16 protein-coding genes are annotated in these 14,089 nt (G+C 30.9%); 9 read left to right on the top strand and 7 right to left on the bottom strand.

Features of this window, described 5'->3' with window-relative positions:
- Positions 1 to 52 precede the first annotated feature (52 nt).
- The 7 genes from RIN63_RS12215 to RIN63_RS12185 all read left to right on the top strand — a co-directional run bounded on the left by RIN63_RS12215 (position 53) and on the right by RIN63_RS12185 (position 5,945).
- Entirely contained in the window at positions 53 to 937 is an 885-nt protein-coding gene (locus RIN63_RS12215; protein WP_310445016.1) for a substrate-binding domain-containing protein, read from the top strand.
- Between the two features lie 23 nt (positions 938 to 960).
- Positions 961 to 1,818, top strand: a complete 858-nt coding sequence (gene pstC / locus RIN63_RS12210; protein ID WP_399324908.1) for a phosphate ABC transporter permease subunit PstC — start codon at positions 961 to 963, stop codon at positions 1,816 to 1,818.
- On the top strand, positions 1,818 to 2,645 hold the full coding sequence (gene pstA / locus RIN63_RS12205; RefSeq protein WP_310445014.1) for a phosphate ABC transporter permease PstA: 828 nt from the start codon (positions 1,818 to 1,820) through the stop codon (positions 2,643 to 2,645). The genes pstC and pstA overlap by 1 nt, the downstream gene beginning before the upstream one ends.
- Positions 2,638 to 3,402 (top strand): phosphate ABC transporter ATP-binding protein PstB, encoded by a 765-nt coding sequence (pstB, locus tag RIN63_RS12200; RefSeq protein ID WP_310445013.1) that lies wholly within the window; start codon positions 2,638 to 2,640, stop codon positions 3,400 to 3,402. Before pstA ends, pstB begins: the two co-directional genes overlap by 8 nt.
- Before the next feature lie 24 nt (positions 3,403 to 3,426).
- Positions 3,427 to 4,083, top strand: coding sequence for a phosphate signaling complex protein PhoU (gene phoU / locus RIN63_RS12195; protein ID WP_310445012.1), 657 nt, complete (start codon positions 3,427 to 3,429; stop codon positions 4,081 to 4,083).
- 137 nt (positions 4,084 to 4,220) lie between these two features.
- Positions 4,221 to 4,898, top strand: coding sequence for a response regulator transcription factor (locus RIN63_RS12190; protein ID WP_310445011.1), 678 nt, complete (start codon positions 4,221 to 4,223; stop codon positions 4,896 to 4,898).
- Between the two features lie 3 nt (positions 4,899 to 4,901).
- On the top strand, positions 4,902 to 5,945 hold the full coding sequence (locus RIN63_RS12185; protein WP_310445010.1) for an ATP-binding protein: 1,044 nt from the start codon (positions 4,902 to 4,904) through the stop codon (positions 5,943 to 5,945).
- A 24-nt stretch (positions 5,946 to 5,969) separates the two neighbouring features.
- On the opposite strand, the gene RIN63_RS12180 is transcribed toward RIN63_RS12185, so the two are convergent.
- From RIN63_RS12180 to RIN63_RS12150, 7 genes are all read right to left on the bottom strand, one after another.
- Complete coding sequence (locus RIN63_RS12180; protein ID WP_310445009.1) at positions 5,970 to 7,154, bottom strand: PLP-dependent aminotransferase family protein; 1,185 nt, start codon at positions 7,152 to 7,154, stop codon at positions 5,970 to 5,972.
- 225 nt (positions 7,155 to 7,379) lie between these two features.
- The gene (locus tag RIN63_RS12175; RefSeq protein ID WP_310445008.1) at positions 7,380 to 8,738 is read right to left on the bottom strand and encodes a hemolysin family protein; all 1,359 of its coding nucleotides are present in this window, start codon (positions 8,736 to 8,738) and stop codon (positions 7,380 to 7,382) included.
- A 116-nt stretch (positions 8,739 to 8,854) separates the two neighbouring features.
- Positions 8,855 to 9,091: a DUF951 domain-containing protein gene (locus RIN63_RS12170; protein ID WP_399324857.1), complete on the bottom strand. Its 237-nt coding sequence runs from the start codon at positions 9,089 to 9,091 to the stop codon at positions 8,855 to 8,857.
- Positions 9,088 to 9,945, bottom strand: a complete 858-nt coding sequence (locus RIN63_RS12165) for a mechanosensitive ion channel family protein (RefSeq protein WP_310445007.1) — start codon at positions 9,943 to 9,945, stop codon at positions 9,088 to 9,090. Before RIN63_RS12165 ends, RIN63_RS12170 begins: the two co-directional genes overlap by 4 nt.
- Before the next feature lie 34 nt (positions 9,946 to 9,979).
- Entirely contained in the window at positions 9,980 to 10,246 is a 267-nt protein-coding gene (locus RIN63_RS12160; RefSeq protein ID WP_310445006.1) for a DUF3343 domain-containing protein, read from the bottom strand.
- An 11-nt stretch (positions 10,247 to 10,257) separates the two neighbouring features.
- A complete protein-coding gene (gene yedF / locus RIN63_RS12155; RefSeq protein WP_310445005.1) occupies positions 10,258 to 10,863 on the bottom strand; it encodes a sulfurtransferase-like selenium metabolism protein YedF in 606 nt (201 codons plus the stop codon).
- Between the two features lie 156 nt (positions 10,864 to 11,019).
- Positions 11,020 to 12,105, bottom strand: a complete 1,086-nt coding sequence (locus RIN63_RS12150) for a DUF5711 family protein (RefSeq protein ID WP_310445004.1) — start codon at positions 12,103 to 12,105, stop codon at positions 11,020 to 11,022.
- A gap of 328 nt (positions 12,106 to 12,433) precedes the next feature.
- Between RIN63_RS12150 and RIN63_RS12145 the strand changes: the two genes are divergently transcribed.
- Both RIN63_RS12145 and RIN63_RS12140 read left to right on the top strand, forming a co-directional pair.
- Positions 12,434 to 12,805 carry a DUF2089 domain-containing protein gene (locus tag RIN63_RS12145; protein WP_310445003.1) on the top strand — a complete coding sequence of 124 codons (372 nt, stop codon included), beginning with the start codon at positions 12,434 to 12,436 and terminating at the stop codon, positions 12,803 to 12,805.
- Positions 12,806 to 12,815: 10 nt separating this feature from the next.
- Positions 12,816 to 14,084, top strand: a complete 1,269-nt coding sequence (locus RIN63_RS12140) for a DUF4097 family beta strand repeat-containing protein (RefSeq protein ID WP_310445002.1) — start codon at positions 12,816 to 12,818, stop codon at positions 14,082 to 14,084.
- The last annotated feature ends 5 nt before the right edge of the window (positions 14,085 to 14,089 follow it).

Here is a 14,089-nt window from a genome sequence, read left to right as displayed (position 1 = left end):
GATATACTAAGTATGAAAATATGAAATTAAAGATTAAAGGGAGGATTTAAACATGAAAAAAATATTTATTTTAGTGTTATCACTTGTTTTAGCAGCATCTCTTTTAGTAGGATGTGCTCCAAAGGAAGAGGATAAAGTAGATACAAAAGATTTTGATACATCTAAAGATATTGTAGTAGTTACTAGAGAAGAAGGTTCTGGTACAAGAGGTGCTTTTGTAGAACTAACTGGAATAGAAGAAAAGGATTCATCTGGTAATAAAACTGATAGAACAACAAAAGAAGCTATCACTCAAATGAAAACAGATACGATCCTTACAACAGTTGCTGGAAATGAATATGCAATAGGTTATGTATCAACTGGTTCACTTAATGATACAGTAAAAGCTTTAAATATTGATGGTATAGCAGCTACAACGGAAAACATTAAAAATGGAAGTTATAAAATAGCTAGACCTTTTAATATAGCCACAAAAGGTGAAGTATCCGCTGTAGCACAAGATTTTATGGATTTTATAATGAGTAAAGAAGGTCAAGAAGTTGTAGCAAAAAGTTATATTGCAATAGATGACAATGCATCACCATATAGTGGATCTAAACCAAGTGGTAAAATTGTAGTAGCTGGTTCTTCATCTGTTACACCAGTTATGGAAAAACTTAGAGAAGCTTATCTTGCAATCAATACAGAGGCTGTAATAGAAGTACAACAATCTGACTCATCAGCAGGTATGCAAGCTGCTATTGATGGAACTGCAGATATAGGAATGGCTTCAAGAGCTTTGAAAGATAGTGAAAAAACTGAACTTAAAGATATTGCTATAGCATTAGATGGTATTGCAGTAATTACTCATATAGGGAATTCTATAAATGACTTAACTATAGAAAATGTTAAATCCATATTTGTTGGAGATATGATTAAATGGAGCGACATAAAATAAGGCATAAAATAAAGGGTGATAAAATGAAATCTAAATTCTTTGAGAGACTAATGGAGATAATATTCTTTATCTCCGCTTGTGCTTCTATAATATCAGTAATATTAATATGTTATTTTATGTTTGTAAATGGGATACCTGCCATTGGGAAAATAGGAATATTTGATTTTTTACTTGGCAAAGACTGGTCTCCTTCTAATATACCACCTTCCTTTGGTATATTTCCTATGATTATAGGAAGTATCTATGTAACAGCTGGGGCAATAGTCCTGGGTGTACCAATTGGGATTCTAACAGCTATCTACCTCTCAAGGTTTTGCCCTAAGAGGCTTTATAAATTTTTAAAACCTGCAGTGAATTTAATGGCTGGTATTCCTTCCATTATATATGGATTTTTTGGCCTTGTTGTATTAGTACCAGTTACAAGCAAATTATTTGGTGGGACTGGTAATAGTATATTAACAGCATCAATACTTCTTGGGATAATGATATTGCCAACAATAATAGGGCTTTCTGAAGCTGCAATTAGAGCAGTCCCTGAATCTTATTATGAAGGAGCCGTAGCTCTAGGTGCAACCCATGAGTATTCAGTGGTCTTTGCAATGATACCAGCAGCAAAATCAGGCATCCTATCTTCTGTAGTCCTTGGTATTGGTAGAGCCATAGGTGAAACCATGGCGGTAGTCATGGTAGCGGGAAATCAAGCTCGTATGCCAAATGGTATATTAAAGGGCATTCGTACTCTAACTGCCAATATTGTAATTGAAATGGGCTATGCAGCAGATTTGCATAGAGAAGCATTGATTGCCACTGGTGTTGTACTATTCGTATTTATACTACTAATTAATTTACTATTTTCAGTATTAAAAAGGAAAGTGATATAATGAAGACCCTGAGTATATTAATCAAAGGACTTGTTTTGTTTGCAACTATTGCAACTTTTTCCATATTATTTATAATTATTGGGTATATTCTAATTAGAGGAATTCCTTATATAAAACCCTCTCTATTTGCTTTAGAATATAATACAGAAAATGTTTCTTTGTTTCCAGCTATTATAACCACATTGATGATGACATTTTTATCTTTACTTATCTCTGCACCTATAGGCATATTCACAGGTTTTTATCTTGTTGAATATGCAAAGAGTGGTAATAAATTGGTTGAGATAATTAGAATCACAGCTGAAACTCTTTCTGGGATTCCTTCTATAGTATATGGATTGTTTGGACTTCTGTTTTTCGTAACTGCATTAGGTTGGAGTTTTTCAATAATTGCTGGAGCTTTTACTCTTTCCATTATGATTCTTCCCCTTATAATGCGGGCAACTGAGGAAGCCCTAATGTCAGTGCCAGATTCGCTTCGTGAAGCCAGTTTTGCTCTAGGCGCTGGAAAACTTAGGACAATATTTAAAATAGTATTCCCTACAGCAATGCCTGGAATATTTGCTGGGATTATTCTTGCAATAGGCAGAATTGTAGGAGAAACTGCAGCACTTATATATACAGCAGGTACAGTTCCACAAATACCAAAGAACTTATTTTCATCAGGTAGAACATTGGCGATTCACATGTATTCCCTTTCCAGTGAAGGGTTATATACTAACCAAGCATATGCAACTGCAGTAATACTTTTAATAGTTGTTATAGGAATTAATGGATTATCGTCTATGGTAGCTAATAAATTGTCGAAGGGAGATTTAAATGGCTAAATTTATAGTAGAAAACTTAGATTTATATTATGGAAGCTTTCAAGCCCTTAAAAATATAAATATAAATATAGAAGAAAATGTGATCACTGCTTTTATTGGACCCTCAGGCTGTGGTAAATCAACATTCTTAAAGACACTAAATCGTATGAATGATTTAGTTGAGGGTTGTAAAATAACTGGAAAAGTACTCTTAGATGGAAAAGATATATATAATAAAAACAATGGTAATAATATTGATGTAAATCTTTTAAGAAAGCGTGTAGGTATGGTCTTTCAAAAGCCAAATCCATTCCCTATGAGCATCTATGATAATATTGCCTTTGGACCTCGTACTCATGGTATAAAATCCAAAGATAAACTAGATGAAATCGTGGAGAAAAGTCTTCGTGGTGGTGCTATATGGGACGAAGTTAAGGATAGACTAAAGAAAAATGCTCTCGCATTATCTGGAGGTCAACAGCAAAGAATTTGTATTGCTAGAGCCTTGGCTGTGAACCCAGAAGTAATACTCTTAGATGAACCAACCAGCGCCTTAGATCCTATTTCAACTTCAAAGATTGAAGACTTAGTTGTGGAATTGAAAAAGGATTATACCATAGTCATGGTAACTCATAATATGCAACAAGCCACAAGAGTATCAGATAAAACCGCATTCTTTTTAACAGGAGAAATTATAGAATATGGAAATACTGACGATATATTTTCTAAACCAAGAGATCAGCGTACAGAAGATTATATCACAGGAAGATTTGGTTAAAATTTTTATAAAGGAATGATATATATGAGAAATAGGTTTGATAAGGAATTGGATTTATTAAATGAGGAACTTATTGAGATGGGTAATATTATTGAAAGCTCTATTGAGTCTGCAGTAACTGCATTGATTCACCAAAATGTTGACCTTGCAAGGAGAGTTGTAGAAGGTGATAAAGAGGTAAATGATATCGAGAAAAGTATAGAAAGAAGATGTCTAAAACTCCTTTTACAACAGCAACCTGTGGCATCTGATCTAAGGCTAATATCTTCAGCCCTAAAGATGATTACAGACATGGAAAGAATAGGAGACCAGGCCTCTGATATTTCAGAAATAACCATTAGACTTGCTGGTCAAAAATATATTAAGGAACTTGTCCATATACCTCAAATGGCAGAAGCTACTATAAAAATGGTAAAAGATAGTGTAGATGCCTATGTAAAAAGGGACTTGGAACTGGTAGAGTTTGTTATTAAATATGATGATGTGGTAGATGAATTATTCAATGTAGTTAAAAATGAATTAATTGGTCTTATTAGAGAAAGTGTTGAATATGGAGAGCAATCTGTAGATTTGTTGATGATAGCTAAGTATTTTGAAAGAATAGGCGACCATGCTCAAAATATAGCAGAGTGGGTTTATTACTCTATTACAGGGGATCATTATGATTCTCAAGAGCAATAAGTAACTAAAGATTTAAGACTAAACCAAAGATATTTTCTATTTAAGAGAAACTCCTTTGGTTTTTTTATTCAATACAATCATTGTAGTGATATAATTAGGTTAATAATATCTTATTTATCTATTTAGGGGGGGATTTTATGAATGTAATTTATTGTGTTGAGGATGATGAAAGTATTAGAGAATTAGTTGTTTATGCTTTAAAAAACAATGGATTCGACTCTAAGGGCTTTGAATCTGCAGAAGGCTTATATAATGAAATTCAAACTAGGCTACCTGACATGATATTGTTAGATATAATGTTACCTGGTGATGATGGATATAAAGTACTTAAGAATATTAGAGAAACTAGTAACACTAAAGATATTCCTGTTATCATGTTAACTGCAAAAAATAGTGAATTCGATAAAATTAAGGGTCTTGATATGGGAGCTGATGATTATATATCTAAGCCCTTTGGAGTTATGGAGTTAGTATCTCGAGTCAAGGCAGTACTTCGTCGTAGTGTAAAATCAGAAAAAATAGAGAATCAGATCTGTGTGGAAGAACTCTGCATAGATGTAGAAAAGCATATCGTCTTAGTAAATAATGTGGAAGTAAATTTAACCTTCAAAGAATTTGAGCTCCTCCACTATCTTCTTAAAAATCTAAACATTGTTTTATCCCGTGATAGTTTAATGAATGCCGTTTGGGGAACTGATTTTGAAGGAGAAAGCAGAACTGTTGATGTTCATATAAGAACCCTTAGAATGAAACTTGGTGATGCTGGTAGGATTATTCAAACTATTCGAAATGTAGGATATAAGATAGGGGGCTAAATCTTGGAAAAGAAAATATTTTTAAGTCTTGTAATCATAGCAACTGTAACTGCCATTATAACATCTGTTCTACTGGTAATTTTGTTCTATGATTATTATAACCCTACTGAAAGTATTAAGGTTGTTTTTATGAGTATTTTACCTATTATTACAGGACTTATAGTCTTTATTTTAATATCATTATCCCTTTTTTCATCTGTACTTACAGCAAAGATTATAGAGCCTATAAAAATAGCAATCCACAATATAGAAAGCATATTAACTGAAGAAGAAATAAAAGAAACTAAAATATATGATGAACTTGAGCCTTTTTTAGAGACTATTCGTAATCAGAAAAAAGAGATAGAAAGCTATATAGGAAAATTGAAAGAAACTGAAAAAATAAGAAGAGAATTTACTGCAAATGTGTCCCATGAATTAAAAACCCCCCTAACTTCCATCAATGGTTTTGCTGAGATGATAGAAACTGGGATGACTAAAGGTCCAGATGTTATAAAGTCCGCAGCTATTATTCGCAAGGAAGGGAATAGACTTTTGGAAATCATAGATTCCATAATTAAATTATCTCGTCTAGATGAGCCATCGGTCAAAAGAGAACTCACTTATATAGACCTATTTTCCATAGTTGAGTTTATTTGCACAAATTTACAGCCTAGCACAAAGCAAAATAATATTTCCTTAAGCTTCACTGGGGAAATTACTACAATAAAAGGAAATCAAAGGATGATAGAAGACCTAGTCTTCATTTTAGTTGATAATGCCATAAAATATAATAAACTAGGTGGCAGTGTATCTGTCCAAATTTCACAAGACAGTAAGTTTGGTATTATTAAGGTAGTAGATACTGGTATAGGTATACCTATAGACCAACAAGACAGAGTCTTTGAAAGGTTTTATAGAGTAGACAAATCTCGCTCAAAGAAGGTAAATGGTACGGGTCTTGGTCTATCTATAGTGAAACATACTGTAGAATACCATTATGGAGATTTGAGCCTTTCAAGTATTGAAGGTGAAGGTACAAGTATAGAAGTAAGATTACCAAAATAACCCCCTCAGTTGAGGGGGTTATTCTTATCTTAATGCATCTTTCAATACTTTCCCAAGTCTCTTAATACCTTCAACTATTCTTTCTTCGTCCATGTTTGAATAGTTTAATCTAAATGTATTTTCATTTCCTCCATTAGGGAAGAATGATCCTCCAGGCACATATGCTACATTTTGTTCTAAAGCTTTTAGTGCTAATTCTCTAGCATTCATATATTCAGGTAATACTACCCATGTAAATAATCCACCTTCAGGATATGTTGCAGTTGCTTCCTTTGGAAATTCTTCTTCTATTGTTTTCATCATCAAGTCTCTTCTCACTCTATAAAGATCAATTATCTTTTGGATATGAGCCTCAATGTCATATAATTCGAAGAACTTTGCAGCTTCCATTTGTGAAATAGTGCTTGATTGAAGGTCTGCGCCTTGTTTAACCATAATAAATTTATTTAGCATCTCTGGGCTTGCTGCTATCCATCCAAGTCTTAGACCAGGACAAAGTATCTTGGAGAAAGTACCTAAGAAAGCTACTCTTCCCTCAGTATCAAAATGCTTTACAGCAGGTAAAATTTTACCTTCAAATCTTAATTCACCATATGGATTATCTTCAATAATAGCAATATCATATTTATTAGCTAATTCTATTAATCTAACTCTTCTTTCTACTGACCAAGTTTTTCCTGATGGATTTTGGAAATCTGGAATAACATAAATAAATTTTACATTATTATTGTTCTTTAATGCTTCTTCTAATTCATCCATATCCATGCCATCTTTGTCAGTGGATACTTCTATAAACTTTGGTTCATAAGCCTTAAATGCATTGATAGCCCCTAGATATGTAGGGCTTTCACAGATTATAATATCACCAGGATTTATAAATATCTTAGCTGCAAAATCAAGACCCTGTTGGGAGCCGCTTGTTACTAAGATATCTTCAGGGTTTACATTTACTTCTACCTTGGCCATTCTTTTTGTTATAGCCTTCCTTAGATCTGGATCTCCCTCAGTAGAAGCATATTGCAATGCCTTTGTCCCAGATTTTTCTAAAACTTCTTTTGTGACCTTAATAAATTCTTCAACTGGGAATGATTCTGGAGCTGGTAATCCCCCTGCAAAGGATATAATTTCTGGTTTTTGTGTCAATTTAAGTAGCTCTCTAATTTCTGAAGCTTTAATATTATTCATACGATCTGCATACTTTAATGCCATCAAAAAGCACCTCCATTAAATTTGAGTTAACTATCTTACTTCTTTATCTATAGTTTACTATTAAAATATATAATTGTCTAATGATTTAATACAATTTCAGGTTAAATATGTAAAGTTGCTCTATTGGGAATATTTAGAAAATAAATTTTACTTCCTTAATATTTTATAAATTCAATTAAGAAACCAGATACCCAAGGCAAATGCAGTATCTGGTGTTTTTAAATCTTATTTATTTTCTAAATTCTCCTCTAATTCTGGAGGTACTTCTTCTTCCCTAAGTATAATGTGTACTACTTGAATTCTTTTTTCATTAATTTCTTCTATGTGAAATTCAATATCTTCATATTCAACTACTTCTTTTTCACCATCTTCAGGTATATATCCCATAATATCTATTAGAAAACCACCCAAAGTATCAAAGTCTTCCGAATCCTCATCTAAATCTGTACCAAGATTACTATTTAACTCTTTTATGGAAATTACACCCTTGGCGTAATAATTATAATCATCTATCTTTCTAATATCGGGTTCATCATGATCGTATTCATCGTCAATATCCCCTACTATTTCTTCAATTAGATCTTCCATGGTAACAATACCGGAGAATCCACCGTATTCATCAATAAGAACAGCCATATGTTTCTTGCTGTTTTGAAGATCCATAAATAAATCGTTGATATTTTTTCTCTCAGGTATAAAATAAGCTGGTCTAAGAATTTTTCTTATATCCAAATTTTCAAATCCAACCTTATATGCCTCAAGTAGAAAATCTTTAATATAAAGTATACCTACAATATCATCTACATCTCCTTCATATACAGGAATTCTAGAATACTTTAACTGTAGCATTTCACTAATATATTCCTCAATTGGATCCTCTAGGTCAATCATAAATACTTCAGTTCTTGCAGTCATAATCTCTTCAGCTAATTTATCATCAAATCCTATTACATTATCTATCATCTCTCGTTCACTTGGGTTAATTACGCCTTGCTCTTGACCTACTTCCACCATTGAACGTATCTCTTCTAAAGTAATCTTTTCTTCAACACCATCAGTAGTAATTCCCAAAATACGCATAATCATATTTGTAGAATAAGATAAGAAGGTGATAAAAGGACTCATCATCTTAGATACTATACTTACGGTTTTGATAGCAAACATAGAAAACTTTTCTGCATTTTGAAGAGCAACTCTCTTTGGTACAAGCTCTCCAAACACAAGAGTGATATAAGATAATATAAGTGTTACTGAAATAAACGCTACATCTTTAGCAAAAGGAACTCCAAATCTTCCTAATAACATTCCAAAATCATCTGAAATACCTACTGCTGCTGATGCAGATGAGAAAAATCCTGCAAATGTAATTCCAACTTGAATTGTAGATAAAAATCTTGAAGGCTCTTTTAGTAAATCTATTAAAAGCTTTGCCTTCTTATTACCTTCATCTGCCTGTACTAATAACTTCTTCTTATCAACTGATACCATAGCCATTTCCGATGCAGCAAAAAAAGCATTTAATAATGTTAAAAAAAGTATTAAAAGCAATTGTCCTGTTATCGGGGCCCCAGATTCGTCTCCCATTTCTGTCCTCCTAATTATAAATAAAATATCTATATTAATATATATATAATACTATAAAACCACATTTTATAGTATTTGTCAATTCAGATATGACTTTTTGCAACCCAATCCCTTTTTTATTCCTCTTTACTGTCCTTTTCTTTGTGATGAATTATACTTATCCATTTCTCATCTACTAAAATCTTTCTTACTCTTTTCTCAAAATCTATTCTAGGTATCCAAATTTGTCTATCACAACCTAGACATCTAAGCTTTATGTCCACACCAGTTCTTAATATTTCCCATTTATTTTCACCACAAGGATGTCCCTTCTTTAAAGTTATTATATCTCCCACTTCATATTTTAATATCATTCTTCTTTACCCCCAAATATCACTCTTCCTGGATACGGTGTCTTTATATTTTCCTTACGGAAAGCTTCTTTCACCATTCTCCTAATTTCTCTTTCTACAGACCATTGCTCCATTGGTTTGGTTTTTGCTACTATAGTAATGGATATATTAGATTCTCCTAAGTCGGTAATACCTAGTATACTAGGTCCATCTAATATGGAATCATTTTTAGATTTAATATCTTCACATATGACCTCTAATATTTTGCTTACCCTTTCAATATCTTCCTCATATGCAACAAATACCTTTACTAAGGCTCTCATTGCCCCTCTGCTCTTGTTGGTTACAACTTGAACTGTTCCATTGGGAATTATATGTAAGTCCCCTGAGAAGTCCCTCAACTTAGTAACCCTTAACCCTAATTCTTCAACAACACCCTCTAATGATTCTATCTTAATATAATCTCCTACAGCATATTGATCTTCAATTAAAATAAAAAACCCTGTAATAATATCTTTAACTAAGGATTGAGCTCCAAAACCTATGGCCAATCCACCAATTCCTGCTGTAGCTAATATGGATGTAGTATTGACATTAAACATATCTAAAACTATCATTATACCTATAAAATATAATATATATTTGACTATCTTCTTCAATACTTCACCAATAGTATTAGCTCTTTTATTGTTAATAAAAATATTTTTTCCTTTTTTATTCTTTAGAGTTCTATCTATAAGTTTATTAGTTAAAGAAATTATTAATTTTATAATTATAATAATTATCAATATCTTTAATGTCTTTCCTAAGAAATTCATATCACCATCTGGCGTCCTCAAATAATTATCTGCAAGATGTTTTAAGTTATTTGACATATACCTAATCATATCCATATTATCAACCTCTACCCTATATTAACTTCTCAGCCTTACTATTAGCTCCATCCTTAGTATATTTATATATACCATCTATAGTTATTTCATTATTATATATCATTTCTTCTACCTTAGGAAAATCATCTAGTGCAAAAATTATAGCTAAACCACAACTAACTGTAATTTCTCTAGGTGTAGGTATAGTCTTTATTGCTATTTCTTTTGATTTAAATACCCCTTCAGATTGTATTGTATGATGGGTAGATTTAAATGTAGCTACTCCGTATGTCTCTTTTCTCATGGCATCTCCTATTAAATATTTAATGTATTGTTTGCATTTCTCATCTTTTCATAAATAGTGTACATATTACCTATTTCCCCTACTTTAAGAGTATCTTTTATATTATAATAATCTAAACATGTACCACATGATATTATTTCAACACCTTCATCTGCCATTGCCTTTAAATCATCTAAAACTTCAGAGCCTTCACAAGTTAAATATACTCCAGAATTGAAAAATACCATTGTAGCAGGCCAAGGAGTAGTTTCTTTTACGGTATAAATAAAACTCTTCATCAAAATCTTGCCTAACTCTTCTCCACCATTGCCCATTAGATTAGACCCAATGGCGATTGTCAAATCTTTAAAAGTATCTGGTATACATACCTCTTCCTTAGCTGCAGCTTTATTATCTAATTTATCCTTGGTAATATGAATATAATAATCATTCTCCTTAGATTTATCTACTATAAAACTATATCCATATGATGCAGCTAATTTTGAAACATTATCCTTTGCCACTTCATTATCTACTATGGTAGTCAATACACCACCTGGAAAATTATCTAATTCCTTTTTTGTCATTATAACTGGTTTTGGGCATAATAATCCCCTTGCATCTACTTCTTTATTCATTGATATTCCTCCTAAGCTTTTCATTACTTATATTATACTAGTTTTACATCTTTGAAATAAAACTATTAACAAATGTTATATTCTTGTGTTTATTATAGATAAAATCAATAAAGAATTTCCTTCATTACATATATATTAATATCAATCTAAATCCAACTATTTTTTATTTGAAACTTCATATGTCTTTATTTCATCTGATCCCCATATTAATATTTGTCCTTTCCCTACAAAAATATCTTGGAAATCTTCATTATGCTTTAATATATGTTCCTTACCTTCTACTAATTCTAGATTATTATCTCCATAAATCAATACCCTATTATCAAATGGAATCAATTTATTATACTCTTGAGTAAAGCCAATTTTGTGCTGAGTTCTACCATCAAAATCTATAACTTCTAAATAATTGCTATACAAAATATATATTTCTTCTTTACCTAAGTAAATATCTTTTATTAAATCAAATTGTTTCTTCAACATTATTTTACCATCTTTTATAAAATAAAGTGATTTATCTGTTAATGCAATTAATTCATCTTCTAAGACAAATCCAAGATATACAGTTATTTCATTTTCTATATCTATAGAACCTAGACTTTCTTTATCTTCTCCAAATAAATGTATTTGAGTTTTTAATACTTCGCCATTTAAGTCCAATAAAGCTAGTGAATGTTTAGATCCACTACTATTTGTTGTATATTCAAGAATGTTTTTATCCTCAAAAGAATAATTGCCAATCAATATCCCATCTTTATCTAAGATATTAATACTTTCTCCAGTAAGTGATTTTGTATGATAAATAAAATTTCCATGACTTTCCTTTATGTTAAATATTTCTTTATTTAACTGTAATCTATCTATGGTCTCACCCTTACTATCTAAGGAATAAATATCTCCTGTAGACTTATCTCCCACATAGATATACTTATCTCCATAATATATAAAGGGTATATCAAAATTAAATTCTTTCTCCAAAACAATTGTACCATCTGTTTTTAAATATGTTAATTTACTATTATCCCATTTAACAATAGTTCCATCATAGATATTTATATTCATGATATCGTCATGAATTGTAAATGAGTCTACTAGCTTTAATACTTTCTCTCCACCACTAAAAGAATCAAGAAATTTAATTATTTTAGTTTGATTTTCTTCTTTCAAAAAAATCAAACTAAGAACAAGAAATATGGCAATAAATATTTTAAAGCCTTTATGGTTACTTTTTTTACTTTCTTCCATAATTACCTCCCTAATTGCCTATTATTATGTCAGTTCATTATATCATAAAATAAAATTGAAAAACAATTTATGTATTATTGCATCTAAATGTTTTTTAATAAAACTAGATAACTTTTTGTTAATGTTTAATAAGGATATTAATATATTTAATTAATTGATTGATTTTGTTAATATTTATGTTGACATATTTAATATTTTCTACTATTATGATATTAACAGTATAAAATAGTAATTAAAGACAAAAGGTAAAATTGACTTAACTGATATAACTGCTAGAGAAGGAACTATGGTGAAAATTTCTATATTTTAGAAAGGAAAGGGTGAAAATATGAAAAGAGAAGTATTAGGTAAATGTCCTGTATGTGGTGATGAACTTTATGTAACAAAACTTAGCTGTCATAAATGCCATACCCATATAGAAGGAGACTTTTCTCTTTGCAAATTTTGTAAACTAACAGATGAGCAAAAGAAATTTGTGGAAATATTTATAAAAAGTAGAGGGAACATAAAGGAAATTGAAAAGGAGATGGGTATTTCCTATCCGACTGTTAGAGGGAAGCTGGAAAATGTAATTGAAGCTTTAGGATATAGTCCTAAGTACACAGAACCTTCTATTGATAAAAAAGAAGTTTTGAAAAAATTAAATAGTGGTGAAATAACATCTGATGAAGCTATAAAGCTACTTCAGGGCGAAGAATAGGAGGATGAAAATGAAAGAAGAAAAAATGATGATTTTATCAATGCTTGAAGAAGGCAAGATAACATCAGAGGAAGCTATAAAGCTTTTGGAAGCTTTAGAGGAAATAGATATTCCTAGAGATACTAATAACTTTGCTAATGAAAACAGTCAAAAGAACACAAATCAAGAAAAAGACCCAATACTGAATTTAAATTCTCTTGAGGATCTTGGATCTGACATTAGAGATGCAGTATCAAAAATTGATGTTAAAGAAGTTAAATCTGATATTAATATTGCTCTATCAAATGTACTAAGTGGTCTAAGAAATATTGGTAATTCTTTTGCTTCTAAGAGTACTTATGAAACTATTACTACAAAATTAGACTTCGATTTGAATGACATTGAAAATCCAAGCCTAGAACTTCATGCAATTAATGATTCCATAAGACTAAGACCTACTGATGAAGATAAACTTTTAATAAAAGTAACTTGCCAATATAAGAATGGTCTTTTTTCTCCAAATGACTCCTATTTTACTTTCATTGCTGATGGAGATAAAATAAGCTTTATGCCAAAATATCATAGTAATATTTCTATAAAATTAGATGTTTTGCTGCCTGAAAAAGACTATAATGAAATTCTACTAAACTCTACTAACGGAAAAATAGATATCCAAGAATTAAATGTTGATACTTTAAGATGTATTACTACAAATTCATCTATTGATCTTGTAGAAGTAAGCTCTAAAGAAATTGATTTAACAACCAAAAATGGAAGAATAGAATGCAGTGATATACAATCAGATATCATTAATGCAGCTACTACAAATTCTAATATATTTATAAACGATACAAACTGTTCTGAAATCTATGCTAAAACAGCCAATGCTAAAATAGCTATCAACGATATTGATGCTGAAAAAATAATATGCAATAACTCCAATGCTTCAATTGAAGCAAATGATATTACTTGTGATACAATTCATTTAATTACATCAAATAGTAAAATTACCTGTGATGAAATTGATATGAATAGAATTAAAGAAATAAAATTAATTACTTCTAATGGCTCAATTAGTTCTGAGATTTATGAAGCTGACAAAGAAAGCTATTTTGATTTAGAGACCTCCATGGGTAGTATTACATTAGATGTACCAAATTTAATATATAAGACTAACAAACAGGCCAATCTTGGCCTAAAGAAAATAGAGGCTCATAGTGTTAATTATGATGAAAATAAAGATCATCTGAAATTCATTGCATCTACATCTAACGGTTCAATAAAAATATATCAGGAGTGATTATA

The sequence above is a fragment of the Tissierella sp. genome (genome assembly GCF_031460495.1).
Lineage (GTDB): Bacteria > Bacillota > Clostridia > Tissierellales > Tissierellaceae > JAVKTS01.
The sequence above is the reverse complement of the archived record's forward strand: the minus strand, read 5'-3'. Positions and strand labels throughout refer to the sequence as shown.

Excerpts from the sequence above, each read along its gene's own strand:
- pstB (WP_310445013.1), top strand. The coding sequence starts at position 2,638 with ATGGCTAAATTTATAGTAGAAAACTTAGATTTATATTATGGAAGCTTT.
- pstC (WP_399324908.1), top strand. The coding sequence starts at position 961 with ATGAAATCTAAATTCTTTGAGAGACTAATGGAGATAATATTCTTTATC.
- RIN63_RS12140 (WP_310445002.1), top strand. The coding sequence starts at position 12,816 with ATGAAAGAAGAAAAAATGATGATTTTATCAATGCTTGAAGAAGGCAAG.
- RIN63_RS12175 (WP_310445008.1), bottom strand. The coding sequence starts at position 8,738 with ATGGGAGACGAATCTGGGGCCCCGATAACAGGACAATTGCTTTTAATA.
- pstA (WP_310445014.1), top strand. The coding sequence starts at position 1,818 with ATGAAGACCCTGAGTATATTAATCAAAGGACTTGTTTTGTTTGCAACT.
- RIN63_RS12170 (WP_399324857.1), bottom strand. The coding sequence starts at position 9,091 with ATGATATTAAAATATGAAGTGGGAGATATAATAACTTTAAAGAAGGGA.
- phoU (WP_310445012.1), top strand. The coding sequence starts at position 3,427 with ATGAGAAATAGGTTTGATAAGGAATTGGATTTATTAAATGAGGAACTT.
- RIN63_RS12190 (WP_310445011.1), top strand. The coding sequence starts at position 4,221 with ATGAATGTAATTTATTGTGTTGAGGATGATGAAAGTATTAGAGAATTA.
- RIN63_RS12165 (WP_310445007.1), bottom strand. The coding sequence starts at position 9,945 with ATGTCAAATAACTTAAAACATCTTGCAGATAATTATTTGAGGACGCCA.
- RIN63_RS12180 (WP_310445009.1), bottom strand. The coding sequence starts at position 7,154 with ATGGCATTAAAGTATGCAGATCGTATGAATAATATTAAAGCTTCAGAA.
- yedF (WP_310445005.1), bottom strand. The coding sequence starts at position 10,863 with ATGAATAAAGAAGTAGATGCAAGGGGATTATTATGCCCAAAACCAGTT.
- RIN63_RS12145 (WP_310445003.1), top strand. The coding sequence starts at position 12,434 with ATGAAAAGAGAAGTATTAGGTAAATGTCCTGTATGTGGTGATGAACTT.
- RIN63_RS12160 (WP_310445006.1), bottom strand. The coding sequence starts at position 10,246 with ATGAGAAAAGAGACATACGGAGTAGCTACATTTAAATCTACCCATCAT.
- RIN63_RS12150 (WP_310445004.1), bottom strand. The coding sequence starts at position 12,105 with ATGGAAGAAAGTAAAAAAAGTAACCATAAAGGCTTTAAAATATTTATT.
- RIN63_RS12215 (WP_310445016.1), top strand. The coding sequence starts at position 53 with ATGAAAAAAATATTTATTTTAGTGTTATCACTTGTTTTAGCAGCATCT.